This is a genomic window from Novosphingobium sp. BL-S-34, assembly GCF_056857015.1.
In genome coordinates this window covers 1,461,249-1,486,302 of sequence record NZ_CM166473.1, presented here as the reverse complement: position 1 = coordinate 1,486,302, position 25,054 = coordinate 1,461,249, and the positions used below count along the sequence as shown (strand labels likewise).

Genomic DNA, 25,054 nt, shown 5'->3' with positions numbered 1-25,054 from the left:
CCTTTTCGGCTCTTGGTCCTCATCGGCTATTTTCTCGATGGACCGGCTTCAACGTCGCGAGGTAGCTGGCAACCGCCCGCTTCTCATCTGGTGCTAACCCCACAGCAATTTGCTTCATCATTGGGTTGTGTCCCTGCGGCCCGGCGTAGTGGGCGAGGCGGGCGATGATGTAGGCGGCGGGCTTCCCGGCGATCGAGGGCGCACCGATTGCCGCGTTACCGAGTAAATCGGGACGGTGGCACGTGGTGCACGCCGGCACTCCTGTCGGCGTGCCCCGCTGGGCGATCTCGGCCCTTGCGCGACGATCCCGGCACGCTGGCCATGCAGATGGTGATGCCGAGGAACATGATGCTGACGGCGGTCACGGCGGCACTGACCAGTCGAATTGCGACGGGTCCGTCCATCTCTAATCCTCCTGCTTTGGAGGAGGAGTCATGCGCCAACCCGCGACCGCGCCGCCATCCTACGAGCAGTGGTGCCCCTACCGTCCTTGGACGGTATCGCTCCGGCGGCGGGCTAGAGTAGTATTCTGCGTGCGAAATTGACGGTCGCGACGAGGCCGTCGTGTTCCACGCCATGCCCTACGCCTTCGGAGACGTGTGTCGCCACCTCGACGCCGGCCGCGCTCAGCGTCCGCTCAGCCAGATCCATCGACCTGAACGGAACGACGTCGTCCTCGGTCCCGTGGATCAGGAGAACTGGCGGTCGGGTGCGCATCTCCTCCTCAAGGAGTTCGGGAGCGACCAGCATGCCGGAAATGCCCACGATGCCCGCGACCGGCTGGGCGCGTCGCAGCCCGACGTGCAGCGCCATCATCGTCCCCTGGCTGAATCCGACCAGCAGCAGGCGGTCGCTAGTCACCTCCGCCTTTTCGAGCTCCAGCGTCAGGAAGGCGTCGAGCCCGGGGGCGGCCGCCGCGGCACCGTGGGCACGCTCCGCCATGGAGAAGGTCTCGATCGGCCACCATTGGTAGGCGGCGGCCATCTGGGGGAGCTGCGACGGAGCGTTCGGCGCTACGAAGGCGGCGGCCGGCAGCGCCGGCTGGATCGCGCGCGCCAGCGAGATCAGGTCGTCTCCGTTCGAACCATAGCCGTGGACGAGCACTACGAGCGCGTCGGCTTTCGATCCTGTCAACGGGGCTAGGCGTGGGCCATCGAGCAACTCTGTGATCCTCTCAGATTCCGTTGCGCACTCCCTACGCTCCATATGCGCGCGATAGCCAGCGCGCTGCGGCGGCCCCCCGCGCGTTGGTAGGATCGGAGAAGATGCACGTCCCCAACTTCACTCAGTCAATTCGACCCGGCGACTGGATTGGCTACCGGAACGCCGAACGAGAAGATCGCGCCATTCGGCTGATTGGCTCCGGCCCAGATGCGACCCTGATGGTCCGCGAGGATGTCGCGGCAGATCGAAAGCCCCATCCCAAGGCCGCTGGGCTTGGTCGTGTTGAATGCCTCGAACAGCCGGGGGAGAGCCGCTTCCGACAGACCGGGCCCTGTGTCCAAGACGTCCACACCGACCTCTCCGTCTCGGCACCACGAACTCACCGTGACGGTTCGTGGACCCAGCCAGCCCTCGTCGAAGGCATCGAGCGCATTAACGATCAGGTTCATCAGGACCTGCTGAATCTGCACGCGATCGGCCTCGATCGGAGGCAGTTCGTCAATCGACGCCATCGAAACGACGACCCGGCGTCGACGCGCGTCAGCATCCACCAGCGCCACGGTGTCGCGCACAAGGTCGTTCAGGTCGACTAAGACGCACGGTGCGTTTCGCCGGCTGAACGACTTCACCCTGTCCAGTATGTCCGCCGCACGCTTCACTCCTCCCACTATGCGCTCCATGGCGCGGCGGGCGGAGTCCAGGTTCGGCGTGGGCGCATTGAGCCAGTTCAGACCCGCCATCGCGTTCGCGGAAACGCTGGAGAGCGGCTGGCTCACATCATGTGATATCGAAGCGGAGAACTGGCCCAGCGTCGCGAGCCGGTTCGCGTGTGACAGCTCGTCGCGAAGTTCGCGCATCCTGATCTCTGCCTGGCGGTTTGCGGCCTCCGCGCGGACCCGCTCGGTTATGTCCTGCATCGTCCCGATGTAGGCGCCCCGCTCGGTCACGTGCGTGCCCGGAAATGCGACGAGATGGAGCACACGCGGATCATGCCCTGGCGGCATAGCCGTGAAGGTGAGATCGAGATCAATGGGTTCCAGCAGCGCTCGATCGCCCGCGCTGCGGAGTTGATCGCGATCAGCTGGATCCACGCGGCTGAAGAAGTCTTCGCTGGTGACTTGTCTGTCCAGTTCGAATCCGAAGAGACGGCGGGACTGAGCCGACCACTCCAACGTGTCGCTGGCGGGATGCCATCGGAAGCTACCTGTTAGGTTGGCCTTCTCCGCAAGCGCCATGAGTGCCTCGCTGCGTCTGAGTGCTTCGGTGGCATCCTCCAACTCCTGCGATCGCATCGCTACAAGGGCGTCGAGACGCACCGCGACATCTTTCTGCTCCTGGAGGAGCCAGTGCTGCTGCACAGCTATCAGGGCCTGGCTTGCCGCCACGTTGACGAGGAGCCTTTCAGCAGAAGAAGGGAATTCGGGATGATCGGAGCCGACGAACACGAACCCGAATTCGCCCCGGATCCCGAGATCGAGGGCTACGATGGAAAGCTCGTTGCCATCGATCACGGATGTGAGCGCGTGACTGCCGAGCCGGACCTCGTGCTTGAACCAAGAGTTAGCCGAGGAAGCGACCGAGTCCCTAAGTGTGGAGATGTCGCTCGCCGTTGCTCTGAACGCCTCGATGTCGGGCCCATCGTAGGCGTCGAACAGGCGGACCAGCACGAATTGCGGTCTGACCGTTTGAGCGAGGGCATCGGCCAGGATATCGGCGATACGGGACTGGTCGGCGCCGGCCCACATTGGGCGCAGTCCGAGGATCGAGACCAAGTCGTTCACGCAGCCTCGGAGGTAGTCGCACTCCTCGGTCAGCGACCGCGCAGCTTCAGGCAAGTGCGCAGCTCCCGCTTAGCAGAAACGATGCATCTGCTGCCTCTGATGGAGTGCGGAGATGACCGTCTGCGGGGGTTCGAAGAAGGGGTTCTCGTGGATGTGGCCGTTGAGGATGACGGTCGGATGGGTCCGCAGCGCCTGCACCAGCACCTGACCGGTCCATTCGGGGATGCGATACGAGCAGATCGATGCGTCTATCGCGTTGAAAGGCCCGTGGCCGAGCATTTGCATCGTCGCTTCGTACTCGAGCATCTGGTCGGGGTTCAGGATCAGCTTCGCGTATTCGTATTCGCAGAAGAACCGGGTTCGCGGATAGCCAATCTCGCGGCCCTCCTCGCAGAGATCCTTGAACATGCCAATGATATCCATGGCATCAAAGGGTCCACGGTCGAAGAATGTCTGCGACCAATCGTTGATGGTCAATTGGCCTGAAGCGATCGCGGCCGACACGTCTATTCCGCCTGCGACCAATCGCTCGGCGTGGTCCTTCACGCGCGCAGGATCGATGGTGTGATAGGCGCGCTCGCCGCGCTCGATGCCCCCGCGGAAGAACGGCATCATCACCTCATACTGTTCGTCGAGATCGCGGAATATGGCGCACACGTGTCCGCTGAGGGCGTCCCAGTCGGAGGACCCACGAACGCTCGCGACTAGATCGGCAGCTCTCGTTGACACGCTCGTGATCCCGTTTAAGCGCAGCCCCCCGAACGAGCCTCGACGCCGCGCCATTCTCGCACAAAGGGACCGTCGGGCAATATATGCCATGGTATGGGGTAAGGCTCGCGCTTGCGCGCATAAAAGCTGACAAAGTTGAGCGCTAGTCCCGTGCGTTGCAGGCTGGATCGGAGTGGTCGTCAAGTTAGGTCAGACGAAGCTCGATGCGCTCCGGAAGGATGTTCGAGAGCTCCTGGAGTCTCGAAGGTGTGGCTCGCAACACAGGTGTGAAGAAACGGGAATCGGAAAAGGTCTCAGAGGGCTCGGGGTGACAGCGTCGTGATATCGGATTGGCTGCGCCGCAGGCGTTCTATGGGGCCGGATCGCTACGCCTCGAAATTGTCAGTCGATCGTCCAACGGTTGATGCGCTCTCTGCAGCCGGGGCGCAGGCTGACCCGCCGATGCCGGGGGATCAGTTGAACAGCTTGGCCGCGGTGGTCGCCACCAGCATGCCCTGGTGGCGAGCGCCAGCGAGTTCGATCTCGGAAGGTTGTCGCGAGCCGTCGCTGCCCGCGATCGTGGTCGCACCGTATGGGGCACCGCCGGCGATCTCGTCGATCGTGCCCTGACCGGGATGGCTGTAGGAGAGGCCGACAATGGTCATACCGAAGTGCATGAGGTTCGTGATGATCGAGAAAAGCGTCATCTCGTTTCCGCCATGCTGGGTCGCGGAGGATGTGAAGGCACCGCCGACCTTCCCATTAAGCGCGCCGCGCATCCACAGGCCTCCCGCCCGATCGAGGAACGACGCCATCTGGCTGGACATACGGCCGAAGCGCGTGCCCGTTCCGATCAGGATGGCGTCGTATTCGGCGAGGTCGTCGATCACCGCGATCGGTGCAGCCTGGTCGAGCTTAAAGTGCGCGGAACGCGCGATCTCCTCCGGAACCGTCTCGGGCACGCGTTTGACGTCAACGGCTGCACCAGCTTCGCGGGCGCCTTCAGCGATGGCGTTCGCCATTTTCTCGATGTGTCCGTAGGACGAGTAGTAGAGCACCAGCACCTTTGCCACGACGTTCTCCTTGGCGATTGCCGGGGCGTTCCGGCGGTCGTCGGGCATCCTGCCCAAGGGTGGCTTCTCGTGCATCAAGACGGTGTGACGTGAGAGCGCATACCGATGTATGGTCGTGACGCGGTCGAAGTTGTTATCAGTCTACTGCAGATCGCGAAGTTTCCGTTGTTAAGGGCGCGTCCCCACCCGCGACCCGGGTTTCTCCCATAGAACGAGTTTCGCGTGGGCGGGGCTCAGGCGCATGAGCGACGAGTGGGGTCCGGTCTATTCAGGCGTGATGACAGACTGCATCGAAGCCACCCGACCTGCCCATGATCGGATGTTGGCCCTTCCGTATTTCGAAGAGTACGGCATATGGCTCAGCGGCACGTTCGACGACGCCGCATCGTTCCAGAGCGGCTGTTTTCCGGACGAATTGATTGAGATGACCCGTATCGACGAGTTTTGGGTCAAGTGTCGGGTCATCCCGGACACAGAGGCAGTCGTGATTAGAGGCAGATCCGACCCGCCACGCAGCGAGATGGTGCAGCTTATTACCGGTGAGTTTGAAGGCAAAACCAAAACGCATATTGAGATATTGCAGTGTTCCTCCCGCGCTGACGGTCTTTGCTGCTTACTTGAAAGGGCGGATGCTGTCCCCACTCGCCAACGCTTCACTGGTCAGAATGCGCTCACTGCTTTCCTGAGATGTGCCACCGACCCCAGGAATTGACGGTTTGGTGTCTTGGCTCACGGCTTTTCGCCGTTTGGCAATCAGCGGACCGAACGAAGGCACCATGTCCTTTGTAGGTGAAGCACATCTGACGCGCCATACGTGCTTCTCCGCAATGCACAAGGGCACGGAAAGCAAGGTTTGCCGATCACTTCGACAAGGGCTCTTCGTGAAGACGAAAGCGAGTTTCGCGCGTCGATAGAGTAAAACCCGTCAGGCGCGGCCAAGCTGTGCTATTTCGGGCACGGTTCTGTGGAAAGTGAATTTACGCTTGCAGACTGTCGAGAGTTCATTACCTTTCTCCAAGCGTTGCACCATGTGAGCAATGCCGAGGCGTGAGAACCTCGCAAGAGAAACAGTTTCCTTTGCGTCGTCGTGTATTCGGCTGACGTGACCGGGTAGTTGACGCTCTGTCCAGGCTGCTTGCAGCTAAAGGCGTTGACGCGTGCTCTTGTGCGTTTCTCACCACCCGGTCGTAGCCGGTTCTGCCTCGTAATCGAGGAGAGCCGTGCACATGGGGTTGCTGGTCACTTTTTGCGAAACCGGTCGTAACCGATGCGCTTCGGTTTGAGTCTTGCGCGCGCGGGGGTTGACGAGTCCGACCCGCTTCCCCCCGATCATGATCTTCCGAGGGGTGAGGTTGCCGCTCTTGAGAAACTCTATCGCCATGAACGCTCCGGCCTTGTTGGCTTCGTTGCGCGCAAGGCGGGCTTCGACGATGCAGAAGATATCGTACAGCAGGTCTTCGCCCGGTTCGTAGCACGGGGTAATGCGGAAACTCTCGAAAAACCAGGCCCATATCTGCGGCAATGCGCCCAGAACCAGCTGGTCGACAGAGCGCGTGTCGCGGTGCGGCGGGGGCAAGACAAGCACATGCCTATCGAAGAGGTGGTCCTGGCGGATGGCGATCCGATTGCGATGCTCGAGGCACGCGACCGACTGCGACGCATCGAGGATGCGCTAACCCGCCTGAAACCGCTGACGCGTCAGATTTTTCTGGCATGCCGGGTCGATGGCTTTAGTCATGCCGAAATCGCCAAGCAAACGGGCCTGAGCGTGAAAGGGGTGGAGAAGCACATGGGCAAGGCGATCAAGCACCTCGGCCGGCATTTGCGGCCATGACGGACAGCGAGGGGTACTCGCTTGCCGATCAGTTTCACGGAGAGGCGTCGAGCTGGCTTTTCAGGCGAAATGCCGGAGAGCCGGGCATCGAGGACAAGCTCGCCGTCTGGCTGGAAGCTGATCCGCGGCACCGCGAAGCTTTCGATGAAGCCGAACGGGTCTGGGGAAATTCGCGCGACCTGAAACGCAGCGAGATGCGCCCGTTCGGGATCGGCTCGGAGAAGCTGAGGCGTGCGCCTTTCTATCAGCGGCGCAGCACGCACATAGCCATCGGCATTGCCGCTTCCCTCGCCCTGGCCTGCTTCGCCGCTATGGCCCTGGCATCCAACCCTTTCATTCCCGAGTTGATCACGCCGGCTTCAGCGGCGACTTACAAAACCGGTCTTGGCGAGATCAGGACCTTTCGCCTCAAGGATGGGCCCTTCATCACGCTCGATACCGAAACCGAAGTGAAGGTTGACGGCGGCGGCGCGGCGCAGCGTCTTTTCCTCGTGAAAGGCCGGGTACGCGTCGATAGCGGAAAGGGCGCGCGCCAATTCATCGTGGCGACATCGCAGGACAGTCTTCGCGTCGATGGGTCAATGTTCGATGCCAGCAACCTCGGCCCGCATCTGCAGATTGCAGCGCCGGCGGGGCCGATTGCAGTTACCCGGAGCGCCGGGACAGCGGCTGACCTCAAGCTGACATCCGGCGAGGCAATTGAGCCTGTGAGCGGCCGTGTTGCCGCGCCCCGTCCCGACGCGGGGTGGCCTTCCGGGATGCTTGCTCTTGACAGTACCCGCCTCGACGATGCGATTGCAGTTCTTAACCGTTACAACCGCACCAAGCTTGTACTGGCGGGCAGGGGTCTTGGCCGTCGCCTTGTAAGCGGAGCCTTCCGCGTGCGCGAACCGGACAGTTTCGCCGAAGTCATCGCCAGGATGTACCACTTGCGCATCGATCGCTCCCACCCTGATCAGATCAGAATTTCGCCGACGAACTGATCCCCGCTTTTTCCTGATCAAAAAAATGTGGGGGGACCGTCACCCCCACCACCGTCTCCATCCTTGACCCGCCGATGTCCGGCACAGGGGGGAAACGGCAAAAAATGAAAAAGACGGGATATGGCATCACGCTGTGGTTGGCGACGACCTCGCTGACCGGAGTACTTATTGGCCCGACGGTCGCACAAGCGCAGCAAACTGCGCAACTAACCATCGATCTTCCAGAGCAGCGCCTGGCAGATTCGTTACGGGCTCTGGCGCTGCTCTCGGGCCGGACGGTCCTTGCGGATGACGGGAGTGTCGCCGCGAGGCGCGCTCCCGCTCTGCGCGGAACGTACACTCTGGAGGAAGCCCTGCGTCTGCTGCTTGGAGGGAGCGGCCTGGAAGCAGTGCGGAGCAAGGACGGGTTTTCCGTAGGGCGCATCGAGGCCGCTACCTTGCCGAACAACCCCGAGGCTTCGGAAAGATCCGAAGCGGGTCCTGCAATAACCGTCACCGGCAGCCGCATCCGCGGAGCTCCCGTCACCTCGCCGGTGATCTCCGTCGATACCGACAAGGCGCAGGAGCAGGGAAAGACCGAACTTGCCGATGTCGTGCGCAGCATTCCGCAATCGTTCGGCGGAGGACAGAATCCAGGCCTCGGTGCTAACGTTCCCACCGCAAGCGGCGTCGATGTCGGCGGTGCATCGACGGTCAACCTTCGCGGACTGGGAAGCGATGCCACGCTGACGCTCATCAACGGCCACCGTCTGGCGTACAATGGTTCGCGGCAAGGCGTCGACATTTCGGCACTGCCGTTTGCCATTGTCGAGCGCGTCGAGATCGTCGCTGACGGTGCCTCGGCGCTCTACGGTTCGGATGCCGTGGCCGGTGTCGCCAATGTCATCCTTCGCCGCGACTACGACGGCATCCTTACGTCGGCCAACCTCGGCACTTCCACGGCGGGCGGTGATTTCCGGCAGCAGTACGGCCTTACCGCTGGCAAGCGATGGGGCTCGGGCGGCTTCGTCGGCTCCTATGAGTTTGCCCGAAATACGCAGATCCTGACCGGCGACCGGCCCTTCACTGCTTCTCGTCCCGGAAATACACTGATCCCGCCGATGAAGCGCAATGCCTTTGCCGGCGCAGCCCATCAGGACCTCGCGGACAATCTAACCTTCGAAATCGACGGCCTGTTCAACAACCGTGACAGCGTTCTCGTCCAGCCGAACAATACGTCCGGTGATCTTTCGGTAAGCCGCATCGAGAAGGTCTCGCAAAGCAAGTCCTTCTCGATTGCGCCGTCGCTCAAGCTGAACCTCCTGGGGGGCTGGCGCCTCGCGCTTTCGGGTGTCTACGGGACGGAAGACGTTCACCTGGCGAGCAACAGCTACACAGGCAGCACGCAGACGGGCACCATCCCGCTGTGTTACTGCAACAAGGGCAGTTCCGTGGAGCTGGCCGCTGATGGACCGTTGTTCGCATTGCCTGCGGGCGCTGCCAGGGTAGCGATGGGCATCGGCTATCGCTACAACCAGCTATTCATCGATCGCGGCAAGGGCAACTACCTTACCGGCCATCATTCGCAGGACAGCTACTACGCCTACGGCGAGCTGAGCCTGCCGGTCGTTGCGCCGGAGCAGGGGATTGACTGGATCAACCGCCTGAATCTCAGCGCGGCGCTGCGTTTCGAACATTATCCCGGGGTTGACGACGTCGTAACGCCGAAGCTGGGCGCGATCTTCGCGCCCGTCGAGGATCTCGCGCTCAAGGCAAACTGGGGCAAGTCCTTCCGGGCCCCGACGCTGTACCAGCAGTACCTGGCGCAGAGCGCGCTATACTACAACGCCTCGTCGCTCGGGGGCGCTGGCGGCACTGCGCTCTATCTGACCGGTGGAAATCCGGACCTTCGTCCGGAAAAGGCCACCAGCTGGACGGCCACGCTGGAGTACAAGCCGCGTCAGCTACCGGGTCTCGGGTTCCAGTTGGGCTATTTCTCGACGCGCTACACTGACCGGATCGTCGCGCCTATCACTTACTTCTCGCAGGCGCTGAGCAATGCGCTCTACGCGCCCTACATCGAGCGGAACCCAAACCTTGCCACTGTCGAGGCCCTCGTTGCCAATGCCGCCACGTTCTACAATGGCGCCGGCTCGGCCTTTGACGCCTCCAGCGTCGTCGCCATCGCCAACAATACCAGCGTGAATGCCGGAAACCAGCGTATTCACGGTGTCGACGTCCTGGCGGACTACACCCAGGACCTCGGAGAGAGGGCCGGATCGCTCGCGCTCTCGCTCAATGCCAGCTATTTGCGCAGCACCCAGACCCTGATCGCCGGTGCCGCGACAACGCAGCTTGCAGGCACCCTGTTCAACCCGCCGAACTGGCGCGGCCGCGCAAGCGCGACCTGGAACCTCGACGGGTTCTCGCTCAATACCACCGTGAGCCGGGTTGGCGGCGTCGATGACGAGCGGACGGGCACGACCGTCAACATCAGCGGACAGACCACCGTCGATCTCACCGCACGCTATGCCTTTCAGCAGCCACAAGGCCCGCTGCGCGGCCTCGTTCTCACCCTAACGGTCCAGAACATCTTGGACGATGCGCCCCAGACCATCGCGACAAGCAGTATCTACGACACGTCCTTCGACACGACGAACTACTCGGGGATCGGTCGCTACATCGGCTTCGGGGTAACCAAGGCATGGTGACCGCTTCGACCAGCGGCCGGCACCTGCGATCCTGCGGTCTGGCGGTCGCACTCATGGCTGGGGCGGCTGCCGTGCCTGCAATCGCGCAGACGCGGTGCGATGGCCTCCTACCTGCCGATCCAACTGTTGCGCGCACGATAGGCGCCGGTGGTCGGTCGGCCCAAACGGAACTGCGGCCGATCACACCCGGCGATCTCATCCGGCTTCGCGATTTCGGACCGGCAGATGGGGCCTCCACCGAGGCACCGGGCCCGCTCGCTATCTCGCCGGACGGCACGGAGGCTGCCTTCATCCTCACGCGCGCCGACCCTCTCGAAAATCGGTATTGCCGAGCTCTCGTTGCCCTCTCGTTGGATGGCAAGGGACCGGCGAACCTGAAAGCTGGGAAAGGGCGCAAGATCAGAATGATCGCGCCCGCCGGCGATTACATATTCCAGCGATTTCCATTTTACGGAACGCAGATCGCCGACGGTTTCAATGTCGTCGTCACGCCGAGATGGTCGCCTGACGGACAGTCGATCCTGTTCCTTCGCCGGGACGGCAATCGTGAAGATGGCAAGGTTGAGGTCTGGCTCGTCAGGAGAGACGGGAACGGCGCAAGAGCCCTCACGCATTCCGACGCCGATGTGGAGGCTGCGGCCTGGAGCGCTGACGGAAAGCGGGTCATCTATACAGTCCGGGCGGCGTCGGCAGAGAAACTGCAGGACATCTTAGCGGAAGGCCGCCGCGGTTGGCTCTACGATGAAAGGATCCTGCCGACGCATGGCCCCGTGCCGCAGCTGCCGCTCCAACCGCTCGTGACCCGGTCGGTTTCGGTCGATGGCGGCGATGATCGACCCGCAGACACCTCAGAGCACGTCGTTGAACAGGATAGTTCGCTGGGCGCGACAGCACCTGACGGCCGGGTTGCCACCGTCACTCACCGTAATGGCAATCCCTATGCGTCCCTGGAACTCTCGGTCACCACGAGCCCGCGTGCATCCGGTGAGAGCTCGACTGTCACATGTCGGCACGCGTCATGTGACGGCGATTTCCTGGGGGTCTGGTGGGCGCCGCTCGCGCACGATCTGCTGTTTCTGCGGCGGGAAGGCTGGAACAAGGAAACAACCGCGCTTTACCGATGGTCGGGTAATTCCGGCTCCGCGCCGGTTTCAATCCTCAAGACCGATGACGTCCTGCTGGGATGCCTGCTTGCGCGGGGAAGTCTCGTCTGCACGCGCGAGAATGCGACGACGCCGCGACGTATCGCGCAGATCGACACGCTGAGCGGCAGGATGTCGGATCTCTTCGATCCAAACCCCGAGTTCCAAGCAATTTCCCTTGGCAGGGTTGAGCGCTTGCGGTGGCGCAACGACCTCGGTCTCGAAGCTTGGGGCGATCTCGCTCTGCCGCCGGGCTATCGCAGTGGCACCCGGCTGCCCATGGTGGTCGTCCAGTATAACAGCCGAGGCTTTCTTCGCGGCGGCACAGGTGATGAGTACCCGATTTTTGCTCTCGCAGCGCGCGGCATTGCGGTTCTCAGCATTGAGCGCCCCCCTTCGGTGGCATCGCTCCATCCCGATATCAGGACCCCGGAGCAATTGCTGAACGCCTACCACCGCAACTGGGCAGAGCGACGCAGCATTCAGTCAGCTATCGAGGTCGGGGTGAAGGCGGCGGTTGATCGCGGCATCGCCGATCCCGCGCGCCTTGGTATCACGGGGCTTAGCGATGGGGCCTCGGCGGCGCGCTGGGCACTGATCAACTCGGACCTGTTCAAGGTGGCCGCGGTCAGCACCTGCTGCGTCGACGAGAATGCCCTGATCTACAACGGCCTTGCGGTTCAAAGGCAGTTCGAGGCCATGGGGTACGCTGCTCCCGACAGCGAGGATCGGACATTCTGGAAGCCCTATTCGCTGGCCATGAACGCGCACAGGATGAACCGGCCGCTGCTCATGCAACTGGCGGACGAGGAATATCTGGCGGGCGTCAATACGCTCGCGGTTCTCAAGGCAGCAGGGCAGCCGATCGAGATGTTCGTTTTTCCGGGTGAACATCACAAGAAGTGGCAGCCCGCGCACCGTGCGGCCGCGTACGAGCGCAATATCGATTGGTTCACGTTCTGGCTGCAGGACAAGGAGGATCCCGATCCGGCGAAGCGGTCGCAATATGCGCGATGGAAAGAAATGAGAGATCATCCTCGGTCCCGTCCCTGACCGGAGGGCGACGAACCGCGGCCGTCTAGCCATTCGGCGGCCGCGGTTCGCATTCAGTCTTCGCCGAGGCCGGTGGCCGGACTACCGAGCACTTCATCCACCGGCATCGGGCCGCCGCCGTGGGTGTCGACGCTTGCCGCGCCGAGTTCGATGAGGTCACCGGACCGTTCGTTTTCACGTGCCATTGTCATACTCCTCGTTTGCGCTGCCAGCAGCGGCAGCTTGCTCGAGGCTATGGGAGGGCGGGCGATATCCGAAATTGATAGCGATCCAATATCGCGAATATCAATTCCGGCTCGCAGCACGTTGCACCGTGGAATGTCCGGGGCGGACGAAAGGGCCGTTGCCAGGCTCAGCGCTGCGGTTCGGGAAGCCGGTTGTGAGGCGAGAAAGAGAAGGGCACTTGCACGGCCAACGGCTTCACAATGGATCGGGCGCTCAGCCTGACTGCGTGACCGGAGGACGGAACGGCGTGAACAGCGGCCGCGCGGGAACGCGGCCGCTGTTCATTTCAATTGTCGGCAAGGAGCTCTGTCGGAATGGAGCCGAGGATTTCCTCGACGGGTAGCGGACCGTTTCCTCGGGTCAGCGCACTCGCCCGGCCAAGGTCCACTCGGTCAGCAGGCAGTTCGTTCTTGTTTGCCATTGTCGTCTTCCTCAATCGGCCTGCCGGAAGCGGCAGGTGATCGAGGCTATCGCGCATGGCCCGGGATCGGGAATTTATACGGGTTCGATACCGCGAATATCAGGCCCGCAGCCTACCGTTCCTCGCGGAACTTGTGAGTGCTAGGCCCAGCTCGCAGCCCAGGCCTCTGCCTCGGCGAATTGCAGAACCCTGCGAAACCGACTGCCATGGGGAGGGCGCGGATCGTCCAGCACTTCGAGCACCGCAGCCCTCTCGATCACGCCCTGCCGCGCGAGCTCGCCTTCGGCGAGTAGTTCCCTGATCTCGAGGCGCCAGGTTTCGAAGATCTCGGCGGTGAAACTGTCCGGCGTGCCTTTCGAGTGCCGGAATATCACGTTCTCGGGGAGATCCTGCGCGAATGCTTGCCGCGCCGCGTAGCGGTTAAGGCCCTGGCCGAACCACAGCCAGCTCGGGATGCGCAGGCAGGCTTCGACGAGGGGCTGGGACAGCAGCGGTGCGACAATGGGAGGGGCAGAGCGTGGGTCCAGTGTCTCGATATAGCTCTGCCCCGCTCCGATCATGCGACCATGGGCTTCCTGTCCAGGAAGAAACCTGGCCGGACGAGGACGCGGATCATCGTCTTCAGGGCCGGTGAAAGGGCCGCAAAGCATGCTGGTGTCACTGGCGGCGGCGGGTGAGCGCTTGCCCAGCCATGCCCGCCGGATTCCATTTGCCATGATCGTCGCAACGGGAACCTGGGTGATATCGCTCATGATGCTGGCATGCGCCAGGCAGTCTTGCCGAGGCCGAAGGCCCGGAGCGCATCGGCTACCGGGTTTGAGGAGTGAAGCGAGCAGAAGACCTGATCCCCGCCGCCGCCATTGAAAATGGCGCCGGCATCCGTTTCTTTGGCGAGGGCGCGGGAATGGCGCAGGCTTTCCTGCCACATGATCCTGCCGGAAGGGCGCGGCAATCCGGCGGCGCTGCTGGTCCCGATATCAATGTCCCGAACCTCGCGCTGCTTCTCATGAAGGACAATGGCGAAATGATCGCAAACGGCCCGAGCATAGTGGCGCTCGTCACCCAATGCGTCGCGCGTGACGAGGGTAAGCGCTTCGACATGGACGCCGGCGCCGACAAGCGCGGCGGCAAGGATCGAGGAATCGACGCCGCCCGACAGCATCAACACGGCGCGTCGTAGCCCAGAAGTCCTGGAACTGATGCACATGCGCGTTGTGGCCGAGACCAGTGCGACCGCCTCTTCCGCAGTACCGATCCGCGGCTGGGTAAAGGCCCGGGATGGCGACCAGACCGTCGTTGTTCTGCGTCCTTGAGGCGCGAATGTCTCCATCGTGCCGCCGCGCAGTTCCTCGAGGCTCCACAGGCATGTTGCGGTCAAGACGCGGTCCTTGCGGGATAGCTCGCGCGCGAGTTCGCTCCAGTCGACCAGGGGGTCGTAGAGGCCGAATGCGCTCAGCATGTCGACGTCGCTGGCAATCGCGAAGGCTTCGCCGACCGGCGCGACCAGGCACGGCAGCTCGCCGAGCGGCGCGCGCAGGACGCGGGTTTCACCGGCCGCGTGCACGATGGCGACGTAAGGTCCCCAGAACCGGTCAACGAGTTCGGCGAGATCGCCCGCGGCAATGCGGGCTGCTTCCTCGCCGCTGAAGTGGGTGACCCGCGATCCATCGTGCTTGCGAAAGACCTCCCCGATCACTGCACCCTCAGGTCCGAGGGGGATCGCGGCTTCGCGCCCCGCCGCAAGCGCGGCCGAGCCGGTGTCCAGCGCCATGCTCCATTCGCTCGAGCTTCCGACACGCGCGGCGAAGCCTTCCAAAAACGCCGGATGTGCTTCTGGCGAAGGGCGCAGGATGCCAACGAAACGTGAGCTCGCCCGAGTGTTTCGGGCGCCGGGATGGGGGGAGACGCGCATCATACGACGAGGATCGGGGTAAAGGGCCGGATGTTGTCCAGGCGGTCATTGAGCACGTCAGTGCCGGCCTGGACCCAGCAGTGGGCGGCAAATGGACGAAGCTGAACGCCCATGACCAGATCGACCGGCCAGCCTCGCGCGAGCGCGTAGCGGGCAAGGGCGAGCGAGCGGGGAAGGCAGCGATCGTGAGCCTGCGTCAGGCGCGCTGTCCTTGCGAACTGGGCGGCGAGGTCACGCATGGCCGCCGTGTCGATTTTTTGGCCGTCGCCGATGGCGGCCTTGCGCTCGGACAGCCGCTTGATCATCCGGTGGAGCCGGCCGAGCCGCAATGCGAACCGTGCCAGGGCAATGCCGCCTGCCAGCAACCCGATTGCGACCGGACGGACGGTTTCGCGCGGCGCGTCGAGAAGGCTGGTTCGGGCGGGATTTGAAAGGAGGCAAGGCGCGACTGCGGTTGGTCCCGGTGCCTCCGCCAGAATTCCTGACAGAAGCAGCGGCGCGGCATCGTCGTTTCGCGGTGTATCGGCCGCGCCCGAAATGAGCGACCGGAACCCTGCTTCAAGGCGCGGCGAAAGGCAAAAATAGCGATCCGCGACCAGATCGAGGAACACGAGACGGTCGCTGACCTCGCAGTACGTCAGATTGCTTTGCAACCTGTAACCCATGACGACCTCCCGAAGCGGCCCGCCCGGGCCAAAAATGGTCGGGCCGCGATCGGCTACCAGCGCCGGTCGCGGCCCGCTCTTCAGTCAGTCGTCGGAGAGACCGGTGACCCGGCCAAGGATTTCATCGGCGGGCACCTGGCCCTGGCCATGCGTTTGCTCGCTGGCGGCGCCGAGTTCGATCACGTCTTCGTTCAGTTCGCGTACCATGGTCTTTCTCCTTCTCCCGCTGCCGGAATTGACAGCGGAACCAAGAGTAGGTCGTGGCCATGGGTATCGAAAACTTATATGGATTCGATCTGACGAATATCAAATTTCCGTATTAGATGGTATTTCGTTCTGTTCGGTAGCGCCTGCGAAGTAACTCGGCTGCAACTTTGAGGCGGCGCCGATGATAGGAGGTCACGAATTTCCTGAGGTCTTCGGCGTGGTTTGATTGCGCCGCTGCATCCAGTCTTTCAAATTCGCTATCGAGATCGTCGAAAATGTCGGGTTCTCCCAAGCGGACGGCGTGCAGTCTGGCATTCGCCTGGGAAATGGCGGCGATGTACTCGGCCTGCGCTGAAGCATTCACGATCGCGCTGAATGCGGCGGCTATGCGGTCGGGATAGTCCATGGGGCTCTGCCGTGGCAGCTCGATCGGCGCCGCGAGGCCCGCTGCGCGCCGCAATGCCAGGCTCAATATGTCGGCCGACCAGCCGATGAGGTCCTTCAGCGCAGGCTCGTCCAGGAGCGGCAGGTGATAGCCGGTACCGGTGCGCGTCTCGACCAGCCGTTCACCGACAAGACGGTTCAATGCCTCGCGAACCGGCGTCGTGCTGGCGTTAAGCTGCTTCGCCAGGATCGCGGGGTCGAGGCGGATTCCCGGGGCGGTCTCCCGGCTGGTGACGAGTTCGTGCAAATCCAGGTAGATCCGCCCCGATGTCGGCCCCGCGTTCATCGCCTCGGCCCAGGGCAGCGGGTTTCGGGATCGGCAAGCCGCGCGACAAGGTCGGCCTGGTCCGGGCGCAGCGCGTCGATCGCGGCCAGTGGCCGATCGGGATCGAAATCTCCATCCAGCAGGACCGAAGGGCATTGCCCCTCGAAATTGCCGAGATTGGGGCGGTGTTGCCGGTATCCGACAAGGGCGGCGAGTTCGCTGTCGAAATGGCTTGCAATCCCCGGCGGATAAGCGAGCCACTGGTTCTCGTAGGGTTTTAGCCAACCCAGCGAGTAGCCGACGACAATCCCCCTTCGAACAGTGTCGGTTCGATTGTTGCCGGCACCGTGCAATGTCGAACCCAAAAAGAGGAGTGCCGCGCCTGGCGGCAATTCGATCGCGATGGCCGGCTCAGGAGGAGTTGCCTCGTTGGCGGCAGCGCCATGGCTTTTTGGCCAGATCAGTGTCGCGCCATTTTCGTTCGTGAACGGCGTAAGTGGCCACATGACATTGACGAGGTACTCGGCGCTGCCCTTGGGTGCCGCCCACATGTCCTGGTCACGGTGTGGCAGCTGTGCGGGCGCGCCGCCGTGGACCGCGATCGCCTGCGTGGTGTTGAGCTGGATGCACTCGCACCACGGCAGCAATATTTGCTCGACGATCGCGACGATCAGGGCGTGGCGAACGAGGGCTTCGGCCCGTGGCGATCGCAGGAGCAGGCTTCCGAAGCGTTTCGTCGTCGCTCCGTAAAAGCCGCCTTCGCAGAACGGGGTGGTCTCGAAACGCTCGGCGAGATCACCGTCCAGTGTCTCGATCACCTCCATGGAAAGCGCATCGGCAATGATGCAGTATCCATTTTCCTTGAGCTCGGCAGCATAGCGGGCAACTTCGTAGAACAGGTCCATGAGCCGTCTCCCTCAGTTTGCTGCGAAATGATCGGAAAACCACGGCGATATTATCCCGGCATCGACGATGCGCTGAGGCGTGTCGCGGTCGATTTCGATGTAAAGCGCCGCCAGGACCTCGCCTTCGTGGTACCGCGGCGGCCCCAGTGGGCGACAGGTCCACCCGAACGCCAGCACCTGGCGAAACCATCCTTCCGATGCGACCGCGGTGTAACCGGTAATCCCGTTGATTAGGGCATATTCGACCAGGCGGCACACGAGAGCGTCCCTTGCTTCCCGGCGCTCTGCCGCTCGCAGCCGCCGGTCGAGGCAGAACCGCGTGATCTCGCGGATCGTCGGACCGCACGGAGGCCCATCGGCGCAGAAGGCAGCGTAGAAGCTATCGAGGATATGCGGTCTGGTCGTCGGTAATATTCGCGTCGACGCCAAATGGGTCCCGTCCTGTTCCGACAGTATCAAGTAGCGGGTGTGTTCGTTGTCGAACTGATCGACTTCGTATTTACCCGCGAGAACTGGCACATCCCACTTGAGCAGGTCGACGAACACCGACTTGCGGGCTGCGAACATCGCCCGCATTGCCTCATCGGGGGCTTCTTTGCCTTCGAAGGTCGCTATATTGAGCATGGGTCTGACTCCTTGACCGTGATCGGCCAAGGGTCAGCCCGTTCAGGCGATCGGCGCCATATCGGAAAACCGATATGTCATCGGCGGAAAATCTGCGTCAACGTGATCGTCCCGTCGAACAGTGCCCGGACCACCAGCAATGTGCGTTTGGAAACACCGTAACACTCGCAGGCATTCCTGAGATGGAGACCAGCTGTCTGCTTCGTGACACCTGTGAGGTCGGCGATCTCGCCATCGGTCTTGCCAAGGGCGGCAAGGGCCGTGAACTCGCGTTGACGCATAGTCAGTATTGGCGCACTGGCGCCGCCGGTACCGCGTCCGCTGGAGAGCCGGCGCGCCTTCTCGAAAGCCCAGGTGCCGAACAGCTGCGCCAGCGGCAACAACGGCTCATGGAGCGGGATGCCGGTGCCGGTGACGAAAGTTACCGACCCGTTCGCTTCGCCGGGAACGTTGATCGGGACGGTGAAGCCGTTTCCGATCCCCTGCTGACGCCCGAGCTCCATGATCTTGTGGTCCTGCAGATTGAGCGGGATCATCGCAGGGATGTGCCGCCAGGCAAATCCGCTTCCTGTCACATGGCTCGCACGGTGGACCGGGTCACTGAAGCCGAGGCCGTGGCGGTCGTAGAAGTCCGCCCATTGCGCCGGGTAATTGTGGAGACGCATGAAGCGTCCACCGGCGTGCATGAGATCGGCATGGTGAGTCAGCGCATAGCGCTGGAAGCCGAGCGAGGTGGTGGCTTCGTTCAGCACCGCCCCGAGATCGTCCATCGTTGCCGACATTTCAAAGAGGCGCCAGAAGCGCGCCATCAGTTCGAGTACTTGCTTGCCCAAGGTTCGACATTACGAGCACCGGCGGCGTCTCTTGCCACCGGAAATCCGGTGTTCGCCCTTCCTGTTTTTCTGAAGCCAGGCTGCGGTTTCTCAAGCTGCTGCCCGGCAGGTTGTGTCGCAAAATTGTCATATCATTGCTTCGCCATCCCGGAGTATCCCCCAAAAGGGGTAAGCAGTTCATTTACCGATGAAAATTTGTTAATCGCCTTGAGATACGGCAGACTGCGTTGGCGGCGTTGAACGTGCCGCGCGATCAATCGCGTGTGGCGGATTGGCGCGATGCCGGGGCCTACGAACGTCTTTCCGCGACCGATCGCGCAGGCCTGATGTGGGAATGGCTGCGCCGTGACCCAGGTTATGTGGATTGGCATGTCCAAGCGAGCCGGGCGACCGGCGGAGCAATCGCCGATGCTCTGAAATGGGGGCTTCACTTTCGCTGAAGACCCGGTCCGGGATGCGTTCTCGGCCCGGATCCTTTGGCATGCTGATCTCGATCCCGGCACGCTCAGGGCAGAGGCCGAACCGGGACGTGCAGGGGGCGCGGAGTGCATGGACATGACGCGGCTGGCGCCGTGGTTGACGCTGGTTCCCGGACAAGCCGGGCGCCAGCATGCAGTCCTTTCCGATGGTCGGCGCCGGATCAGGATCGATGTCACGTCAGGACGATGGACAACGGAACGCTCGATGCGCCTGCGGTTTCATTTCGATAGTCTGGTTTCAGCCGAAGCGGGGATACTGCCGATGCGGCGACTTATCCTGCTTTACAAACACCAGCGCTTCGGCCGGATGCTTTATCCAAGAGATCCTGCGCTCGGCCGCGGCATCGTGCTATTGCGGGTGCACGATGCCCTGGCGGCAGGCGCCACGCATCGGGACATCGCCATGTCTCTGCTGGGACACGGCGATGCAGGTCTCGACTGGAACCATCCGTCGGATTCCCTGCGCTCGCGCATCCGCCGTCTCACCCGTCAGGCACGGGCAATGGCAGGCGGCGGGTTCAGACGGCTGATGGGCGGCGGTTGATCCGCCGCGACTGGGCGAGGCCCTCGCTAGAATGTCAGGTTTCGGAATCGCCGAGCAACTTTGCGCAGGCGAGCGCGCCGATCATGTAAGGACCCTCGTCCTGCTGCCCGGTGCGAATCTGGCGCAGGAACTTTCGGTTATCGAGGCCCCGCCGTTCTAGTTCGGCCGCCACAGCGCCTCGGATTTCCTCCAACTTTTCCATGATTACATGCCTCCAAAAGAGAACATATAAAGAACAAATATTGGGCCAGTCAACATTGGCGTGGCGGCCGGAGCGCGATCTGCGCTTTCTAGGTGTGGCTGACGCGGCAGGTGCGGGCGGTTGACCGTCACCTGCTGCTGTTATCGCAAATGCGCGTGGGCGCCTGGTTAAGCCTCGCCCGCGGCAATCCCGAGTTTCGGGCGCGAACGCGGCTTTGCCGACTTGGGACCGGTTTCGATATCGGTCTCCGGGCCTGATTTCGCAGGAGCCTTGGGAGCCGGGGTAACGGCAGGCTCGGTGACCGGCTGCGTGCTGCCTCCCGCCGTTGCCGCCTTGCCGCGCGGCTTGCGGCCAAGGCCGATCCGCTGGGCAAGTTCCTTGCGGGTATCAGCGTAGTTCGGCGCGACGAGCGGATAATCTGCGGTCAGGTTCCAGCGCGAGCGATACTCGGCCGGTGTCATCTGGTGATGGGTTGTGAGGTGACGCTTTAGCATTTTCAGCTTCGTCCCGCATTCCAGGCAAGTAATGGCGTCTGGCTTTATCGAGGCGCGAACGGAAACCGCCGGCTTGCGCTCTTCCTCCACGGGGGCGGCGGGCTGTCCCAAGTTCTCGAGCGATCCGTAGACGGCGGCAATCAACTGCGGAAGTTCCTCCGCCGCGACCTTATTATGGCCGACGTGCGCCGAGATGATGTCTGCGGCCAGAGTGAGAAGTGTTTCGTTCACCATGCTGTTTTTACCCGATCGTATCTGTGCGAGGAAATCGCCACAGCATCATGCTGCCTCCGGCGCAAGTCTGTCGAGCGTAGAGGCTATCAATTCTGGATGATGTTCTAAGCGGGGACATTTGCGAGATCTGCCGATCTCCTCCAGTTGCGATCCTGAACGTGCATCCATGAATCATGGTCGCTATGAAATACTCGCACTTTCTCCATGCAGGTTTCGCTCAAAACTTTGTTTTTTGAATCGCATCATGGCGCCTCGCTCCTCCGGTTCGATCGCGCTCTATGCCGCGCGCGGCGAGGCTGATCGCCTCCGGCGCCGCCCGCAGGCACCGAGCCCCCCCGAGACAAGCTCGAAGGGTCTCGTCCTGGCGGCAACGATCGCTGGCGCGGGGGCGGCCAAGCAGGCTCGGCCTTTTGTTGACGCCCGCAGGCTGCGCCCGCGCGCGGCGTCATCAGTGAGCCTCTCCCGGGCGTCGCCGGAGGTGGGCTCGCCGCCCGTCTAGGCCCGCCGCCGACCCCTGCAAGCCGCGCCAAGGCGCGGCTCCTCCACTCACGTTCCGGCCGCAAGCGGTGCAGGGACCGCCTCACAGCGGGCCTTGTCGGTCGTCCGTGCCGCCCACCCCCGCCTCCGCCGGGGAGGCCCATGTTGGGTCTTTCAGGCGGCGTATGGAGGTGAGACATGCGCAGCAATCGCAAGGGTTCGCGGGAACCGAGACCGTGGCAGGAAGTGAAGGAGAGCCGGGAGTGCCGGGGGCAGGACCGGGCCTCGCTCTATGACGAGGTCACCCGCCGGATCATTTCGGAGCTTGAGCAGGGCCGCGTCCCTTGGGTCCAGCCGTGGAGTAGCGAAGCATGCGGCGCGCCGATTGTCGGCCTTCCCCGTAATGCCCTGACCTCGCGCTGTTACTCGGGCGTCAATGTGCTGATCCTGTGGGGCGCGGTTATCGAGCATGGCTGGCCTTCCCAAGGCTGGCTCACCTTTCGGCAGGCATTGGAAGCGGGCGGCAACGTCCGCAAGGGCGAGCATGGCACGACTGTCGTCTATGCCGACCGTTTCACCCCCGAGGCCGAGAAGACGCGGGCGCAGGAAAGCGGCGGGGAAGCGCGCTCGATAGCCTTTCTCAAGCGTTTTACGGTGTTCAACGTGGCGCAGTGCGAAGGACTGAGAGAAGGCCTCATGCCGGAACCGGTCGCGCTGCCCGAGCGAGAGATCGTGCCGGTTGCCGAAGCGGTCATTGCCGCCAGCGGGATCGATTTCCGGATCGGCGGCGCAAAGGCTTTTTATTCCCCGGGCGCAGACTTCGTGCAAGTGCCGCCCCAGCCCGCGTTCTACGATCAGGTGAATTACTACCGGACCTGTCTTCACGAAATGTGTCACGCAACCGGGAGTAAAGCGCGCCTCGCCCGCAATCTGACCGGAGCGTTCGGTTCCAAGGACTACGCCCGCGAGGAACTCGTCGCGGAAATGGGTTCGGCTTTCCTTTGCGCCGCGCTCGGGATCGTGCCGACCGTGCGTCATGCCGATTACTTGGGGGCGTGGCTGGACGTGCTTCGCGAGGACAACCGCGCGATCTTCCGGGCCGCTTCGATGGCCAGCAAGGCGTCGGATTGGCTGCTGGCGCGCCATGCCGCTGCGGACGCCGAGACGGCTTATGACATGGCCCACGCCGTTAGCATGGAGACAGAAGGAGCAGGCAGCGAAGAGGCGAACGGCGAAAGGATGAACAACGGGGGGGCGGTGTCATGAGCCTCATTCCTCCCGGCATCCGCTCGCTGCTTACCGCAAACTTCGAGCACTGCATCCGCAACCCACGTTTCGACCCCTTGCCGCTGGTGCGCCTGTTCAATCCCACGGGCCGTGCGGTCTGGCTCGCGAGCGAACTCTATGCTGACGGCGACACTCTCTATGGGCTGGCCGATCTCGGCTTTGGCAGTCCCGAACTGGGTATCTTCTCCCTGAGAGAGATCGAGGCGATCACTCTGCCGCTCGGCATGCGGATCGCCTCGGACCTCGTCTTTACCACCCGGCACCGCCTTTCGATCTGGGCCGAAGCTTCGCGTCTTGCCGGCTCGATCCCCGATGCCGCCCTCCTGCTGGAGCGCCTCACGCGCGAGGACCCGGCGGCGATCCGGCTTCTGCCGCGATAGCGGCAGCAGACCGGCGCGGGCGGACGCCTTGGTTCCTATCCGCTCATTCACTGCCGGTCCCTCGTCCCTCACCCGGGTGCGAAGGACCGGCCACCCCTGAAACACCAAATCGATGGAAACCCTTATCATGAAACTCGAATTCATCGCCCTCGACAAGCTCTGCGTCAGCAAGGCCAACATGCGGCATGGCCGCAAGGCTCCGGACGTTTCCGACATCTCGCCGACCGTTCGCGCGCGCGGCGTGATCCAGCCGATCCTCGTGCGGCCGCACTGCCCGCCGGGTCATTATGAAATCGTTGCCGGTTCGCGCCGCTTCCACGCCGCCAGAATTGTCGCGGAAGAAAACGGCGCTGCGGCTGGCGAGGCCCATGGAAGCACAGCGGAATCCGCCGTTCTCCCTTGTGCGATCCTTGACGAGGGCGACGATGCCGATGCGGTCGAGGCCTCGCTGATCGAGAACATCGCCCGTCTCGATCCCGAAGAAATGACACAGTGGGAATGCTTTACGCGGCTCATCCGCGAAGGACGCAAGGTCGAAGAGATTGCCGTGACCTTCGGTCTGCCGGACCTTGCGGTGAAGCGGGTGTTGGCGCTCGGAAACCTGCTGCCGCGCATTCGCGACCTCTATCGCCGCGAGGAAATCGATGTCGTGACCGTCCGGCAATTGACTCTGGCATCCAAGCGCCAGCAGCGCGACTGGCTGGCGCTGCTGGACGACCCCGAGGCTTACGCGCCGAGGGGGCATCAGCTGAAAGGCTGGATTCTGGGAGGTCAGACGATTTCGGTATCGCATGCGCTGTTCCCGCTCGATGGCAGGGGGCTGGCGACAGTGTCCGACCTGTTCGGGCAGGACAGCTATTTCGCCTGCGGCAGGTCCTTCTGGTCGCTCCAGAATGCCGCCGTCGAGGCGCGCCGCCGCGAATACAAGGAGCAAGGTTGGGCCGATGCCGTCGTCATCGGGCCGGACGAGAATTTCCATTCCTGGGAGTACGAAAAGATGCCCAAGCGCAAGGGCGGGCGGGTCTATCTCGATGTCAGGCCCATCGGCGAAATCGTGATCCATGAAGGCTACCTCAGCCGCAAAGGCGCGGCCCGGCTTGCGCGCGGTGAGGCCTCGGAGGGGGCGGGCAAACTTGCCCGCCCGGAAATGACTTCGGTCACTCGGACTTATCTGGACCTGCACCGCCATGCCGCCGTTCGCGCCGCCTTGCTTGGCCATACCGGCCTCGCGCTTCGGCTCATGGTCGCTCACGCGGTTGCCGGATCGCCGCTATGGGGCGTTCGCATCGAGCCGCAGACAGCCCGGCACGAGGGAAGCCGTGTAAGCCTCGACGAATGCAAGGCGGAAACCTGCTTCGACGAGAAGCGCCGAATCGTTCTCGCTGCTCTCGGTCTTGGCGAAGACGAGCCTACCGTCACCGGCAGCAGCCGGACCACCGGGCTGAACGCCCTGCTTGCCCGGCTTATTGCCTTGCCGGACGGCGCGGTGATGGACGTACTCGCCATCGTCATGGGCGAAACGCTGGCGGCGGGTAGTCCGGTGATCGAAACGCTCGGAATGGAGCTGAATCTCTCCATGGCAGACTGGTGGCAGGCGGACGAGGCCTTCCTCGAGACGCTACGCGACCGCGAGGTCTTGCTGGCCATGGCCGGGGAAGTGGCGGGCGAAATGGTGGCCTCCGCCAACGCCAAGCAGCCGGGCAAGGTCCTCAAGGGAATCATCCGTGATCACCTTGCCGGGGCAGGAGGTCGCACGAAAAAGGAGGGCTGGGTGCCGCGCTGGATGACCTTCCCGCCATCTGCCTACACCGAGCGCGGCGGTGTCGGCACTGCCGAGGCCAATGCCCACCGGATTGCCGTGAGCAGCGCGGCGGATGAGGTCGATCCGCCCGATCACACCATCGCGGACGAAACGGATTATACAGATCTGGCGGAACTGGACGGCGAGCATGGCGAAGACCTGAAAGCGGCCTGACTACGGGTGCCCGGCAGGCCGCTTTGCTGCCTGCCGGGTATTCTCTTTTTCAG

At 62.9% G+C, this 25,054-nt stretch carries 27 protein-coding genes; 10 read left to right on the top strand and 17 right to left on the bottom strand.

From position 1 onward, the window contains the following. Positions 1-19: 19 nt before the first annotated feature. From AC1VV3_RS20380 to wrbA, 5 genes are all read right to left on the bottom strand, one after another. Positions 20-259 carry a c-type cytochrome gene (locus AC1VV3_RS20380; protein WP_482962322.1) on the bottom strand — a complete coding sequence of 80 codons (240 nt, stop codon included), beginning with the start codon at positions 257-259 and terminating at the stop codon, positions 20-22. Between the two features lie 257 nt (positions 260-516). Beyond that, positions 517-1,134 carry an alpha/beta hydrolase gene (locus tag AC1VV3_RS20375; RefSeq protein WP_482962321.1) on the bottom strand — a complete coding sequence of 206 codons (618 nt, stop codon included), beginning with the start codon at positions 1,132-1,134 and terminating at the stop codon, positions 517-519. 155 nt (positions 1,135-1,289) lie between these two features. Then, positions 1,290-2,999, bottom strand: a complete 1,710-nt coding sequence (locus AC1VV3_RS20370; RefSeq protein WP_482962320.1) for a sensor histidine kinase — start codon at positions 2,997-2,999, stop codon at positions 1,290-1,292. Positions 3,000-3,014: 15 nt separating this feature from the next. Then, a complete protein-coding gene (locus tag AC1VV3_RS20365) occupies positions 3,015-3,602 on the bottom strand; it encodes an MEDS domain-containing protein (RefSeq protein ID WP_482962319.1) in 588 nt (195 codons plus the stop codon). A gap of 524 nt (positions 3,603-4,126) precedes the next feature. Continuing rightward, the gene (gene wrbA / locus AC1VV3_RS20360; protein WP_482963165.1) at positions 4,127-4,726 is read right to left on the bottom strand and encodes an NAD(P)H:quinone oxidoreductase; all 600 of its coding nucleotides are present in this window, start codon (positions 4,724-4,726) and stop codon (positions 4,127-4,129) included. 241 nt (positions 4,727-4,967) lie between these two features. Between wrbA and AC1VV3_RS20355 the strand changes: the two genes are divergently transcribed. The 5 genes from AC1VV3_RS20355 to AC1VV3_RS20335 all read left to right on the top strand — a co-directional run bounded on the left by AC1VV3_RS20355 (position 4,968) and on the right by AC1VV3_RS20335 (position 12,428). Next, complete coding sequence (locus AC1VV3_RS20355) at positions 4,968-5,438, top strand: hypothetical protein (protein WP_482962318.1); 471 nt, start codon at positions 4,968-4,970, stop codon at positions 5,436-5,438. A gap of 555 nt (positions 5,439-5,993) precedes the next feature. After that, on the top strand, positions 5,994-6,560 hold the full coding sequence (locus tag AC1VV3_RS20350) for an RNA polymerase sigma factor (RefSeq protein WP_482962317.1): 567 nt from the start codon (positions 5,994-5,996) through the stop codon (positions 6,558-6,560). After that, positions 6,557-7,543, top strand: a complete 987-nt coding sequence (locus AC1VV3_RS20345; protein ID WP_482962316.1) for a FecR family protein — start codon at positions 6,557-6,559, stop codon at positions 7,541-7,543. The genes AC1VV3_RS20350 and AC1VV3_RS20345 overlap by 4 nt, the downstream gene beginning before the upstream one ends. A 104-nt stretch (positions 7,544-7,647) precedes the next feature. Continuing rightward, entirely contained in the window at positions 7,648-10,233 is a 2,586-nt protein-coding gene (locus tag AC1VV3_RS20340) for a TonB-dependent receptor plug domain-containing protein (RefSeq protein WP_482962315.1), read from the top strand. Then, a complete protein-coding gene (locus AC1VV3_RS20335) occupies positions 10,227-12,428 on the top strand; it encodes an Atxe2 family lasso peptide isopeptidase (protein WP_482962314.1) in 2,202 nt (733 codons plus the stop codon). The genes AC1VV3_RS20340 and AC1VV3_RS20335 overlap by 7 nt, the downstream gene beginning before the upstream one ends. A 53-nt stretch (positions 12,429-12,481) precedes the next feature. Here the strand turns inward: AC1VV3_RS20335 and AC1VV3_RS20330 are convergent, their stop codons facing one another. The 10 genes from AC1VV3_RS20330 to AC1VV3_RS20285 form a co-directional block, all read right to left on the bottom strand. Continuing rightward, the gene (locus AC1VV3_RS20330; protein WP_482962313.1) at positions 12,482-12,613 is read right to left on the bottom strand and encodes a benenodin family lasso peptide; all 132 of its coding nucleotides are present in this window, start codon (positions 12,611-12,613) and stop codon (positions 12,482-12,484) included. 326 nt (positions 12,614-12,939) lie between these two features. Continuing rightward, a complete protein-coding gene (locus AC1VV3_RS20325; protein WP_482962312.1) occupies positions 12,940-13,074 on the bottom strand; it encodes a hypothetical protein in 135 nt (44 codons plus the stop codon). Between the two features lie 140 nt (positions 13,075-13,214). Beyond that, positions 13,215-13,826, bottom strand: a complete 612-nt coding sequence (locus AC1VV3_RS20320) for an asparagine synthase-related protein (RefSeq protein WP_482962311.1) — start codon at positions 13,824-13,826, stop codon at positions 13,215-13,217. Further along, positions 13,823-14,845: an asparagine synthase-related protein gene (locus tag AC1VV3_RS20315; protein WP_482962310.1), complete on the bottom strand. Its 1,023-nt coding sequence runs from the start codon at positions 14,843-14,845 to the stop codon at positions 13,823-13,825. The genes AC1VV3_RS20320 and AC1VV3_RS20315 overlap by 4 nt, the downstream gene beginning before the upstream one ends. Positions 14,846-14,985: 140 nt before the next feature. Then, the gene (locus AC1VV3_RS20310) at positions 14,986-15,651 is read right to left on the bottom strand and encodes a lasso peptide biosynthesis B2 protein (RefSeq protein ID WP_482962309.1); all 666 of its coding nucleotides are present in this window, start codon (positions 15,649-15,651) and stop codon (positions 14,986-14,988) included. 84 nt (positions 15,652-15,735) lie between these two features. Then, positions 15,736-15,858 carry a benenodin family lasso peptide gene (locus AC1VV3_RS20305; protein WP_482962308.1) on the bottom strand — a complete coding sequence of 41 codons (123 nt, stop codon included), beginning with the start codon at positions 15,856-15,858 and terminating at the stop codon, positions 15,736-15,738. Between the two features lie 112 nt (positions 15,859-15,970). After that, positions 15,971-16,588 carry a GntR family transcriptional regulator gene (locus tag AC1VV3_RS20300; protein WP_482962307.1) on the bottom strand — a complete coding sequence of 206 codons (618 nt, stop codon included), beginning with the start codon at positions 16,586-16,588 and terminating at the stop codon, positions 15,971-15,973. Then, complete coding sequence (locus tag AC1VV3_RS20295; protein ID WP_482962306.1) at positions 16,585-17,472, bottom strand: phytanoyl-CoA dioxygenase family protein; 888 nt, start codon at positions 17,470-17,472, stop codon at positions 16,585-16,587. The genes AC1VV3_RS20300 and AC1VV3_RS20295 overlap by 4 nt, the downstream gene beginning before the upstream one ends. A 12-nt stretch (positions 17,473-17,484) precedes the next feature. Next, a complete protein-coding gene (locus AC1VV3_RS20290; protein WP_482962305.1) occupies positions 17,485-18,096 on the bottom strand; it encodes an acyl-homoserine-lactone synthase in 612 nt (203 codons plus the stop codon). Positions 18,097-18,173: 77 nt separating this feature from the next. Then, positions 18,174-18,929, bottom strand: a complete 756-nt coding sequence (locus AC1VV3_RS20285; protein WP_482962304.1) for an autoinducer binding domain-containing protein — start codon at positions 18,927-18,929, stop codon at positions 18,174-18,176. 227 nt (positions 18,930-19,156) lie between these two features. Here AC1VV3_RS20285 and AC1VV3_RS20280 point away from each other — a divergent pair, with 227 nt between their 5' ends. Together AC1VV3_RS20280 and AC1VV3_RS20275 are read left to right on the top strand one after the other, a co-directional pair. Then, on the top strand, positions 19,157-19,369 hold the full coding sequence (locus tag AC1VV3_RS20280) for a transcriptional regulator domain-containing protein (protein ID WP_482962303.1): 213 nt from the start codon (positions 19,157-19,159) through the stop codon (positions 19,367-19,369). Between the two features lie 109 nt (positions 19,370-19,478). Beyond that, entirely contained in the window at positions 19,479-19,952 is a 474-nt protein-coding gene (locus AC1VV3_RS20275) for a DNA -binding domain-containing protein (RefSeq protein ID WP_482962302.1), read from the top strand. Positions 19,953-19,986: 34 nt separating this feature from the next. Here AC1VV3_RS20275 and AC1VV3_RS20270 read toward each other — a convergent pair whose 3' ends face one another. Both AC1VV3_RS20270 and AC1VV3_RS20265 read right to left on the bottom strand, forming a co-directional pair. Continuing rightward, a complete protein-coding gene (locus AC1VV3_RS20270) occupies positions 19,987-20,154 on the bottom strand; it encodes a hypothetical protein (protein ID WP_482962301.1) in 168 nt (55 codons plus the stop codon). A gap of 167 nt (positions 20,155-20,321) precedes the next feature. Next, the gene (locus AC1VV3_RS20265; RefSeq protein ID WP_482962300.1) at positions 20,322-20,882 is read right to left on the bottom strand and encodes a Ros/MucR family transcriptional regulator; all 561 of its coding nucleotides are present in this window, start codon (positions 20,880-20,882) and stop codon (positions 20,322-20,324) included. Positions 20,883-21,557: 675 nt separating this feature from the next. Here AC1VV3_RS20265 and AC1VV3_RS20260 point away from each other — a divergent pair. The 3 genes from AC1VV3_RS20260 (at position 21,558) to AC1VV3_RS20250 (ending at position 25,001) form a co-directional block, all read left to right on the top strand. Further along, the gene (locus AC1VV3_RS20260; RefSeq protein ID WP_482962299.1) at positions 21,558-22,625 is read left to right on the top strand and encodes an ArdC family protein; all 1,068 of its coding nucleotides are present in this window, start codon (positions 21,558-21,560) and stop codon (positions 22,623-22,625) included. Next, positions 22,622-23,026, top strand: coding sequence for a DUF2958 domain-containing protein (locus tag AC1VV3_RS20255; RefSeq protein ID WP_482962298.1), 405 nt, complete (start codon positions 22,622-22,624; stop codon positions 23,024-23,026). Before AC1VV3_RS20260 ends, AC1VV3_RS20255 begins: the two co-directional genes overlap by 4 nt. 127 nt (positions 23,027-23,153) lie before the next feature. Next, positions 23,154-25,001 carry a ParB/RepB/Spo0J family partition protein gene (locus AC1VV3_RS20250; RefSeq protein ID WP_482962297.1) on the top strand — a complete coding sequence of 616 codons (1,848 nt, stop codon included), beginning with the start codon at positions 23,154-23,156 and terminating at the stop codon, positions 24,999-25,001. Positions 25,002-25,054 lie beyond the last annotated feature (53 nt).